This window comes from Oleiphilus sp. HI0079, from assembly GCF_001635105.1.
Genome location: NZ_LWFT01001236.1, coordinates 1 through 703, shown reverse-complemented (window position 1 = coordinate 703; position 703 = coordinate 1). Strand labels below are relative to the sequence as shown.

General features: G+C 50.5%; 1 protein-coding gene. It reads left to right on the top strand.

The features are described from left to right. Positions 1 to 72 precede the first annotated feature (72 nt). On the top strand, positions 73 to 703 hold a 631-nt coding region (locus tag A3750_RS21805; RefSeq protein WP_197475229.1), incomplete at its 3' end, for a ribonuclease J.

The window sequence follows — 703 nt, the reverse complement described above, 5'->3', positions numbered from 1 at the left end:
TGCATAGACAGCGTTATTTGCGATTCAACGAACGCACTGAAGCCGGGACATTCAGTTTCTGAGCAGGTAGTGATGCAGGGTATTAGAAAAACGGTTGCGCCTCTCACAGGGCGGGTTTTCGTCAGTTGCTTCGCCAGCAACGTCGCGCGCTTGCTGAGTATCGCGCATGTAGCAAAGCAAACGGGGCGTTATTTGGCTGTTCTTGGTCGTGCTTTCGAGAACATGATCTCCATTGCCCGAGCTCTTGATTACTGGCCGAAGCAGCTTAAGATTTACTCAGCTGCAGAGGTTGCGTATCTCCCAAAGGAAGAGGTGATGTATCTCGTTACAGGAAGTCAGGGTGAGCCGAGAGCCGCATTGAATATGCTCACCAAAGGGAGCTTTCGCGGGGTAGATATGGAGGAGGGAGATAGCGTCATTTTCAGCTCAATGCGTATTCCCGGCAACGAAGTCGAGATTGCTCGTCTAATTGCCAACATAAAAGCACGCAAGGTTTCGGTCATAGAAAATGACATGGTCGAACAAGATATTCACGCTTCAGGACACCCATGCCGTGATGAGCTACGGCACCTTTACCGACACATCAAACCGAAGATTATGGTCGCGACGCACGGCACAGCTGAACACCTCTATCAACATAGTCTAATTGCGAAGGAATGCGGCGTTCGACGCACTCTCGTTGGGTTAAACGGGGATTTGTTCC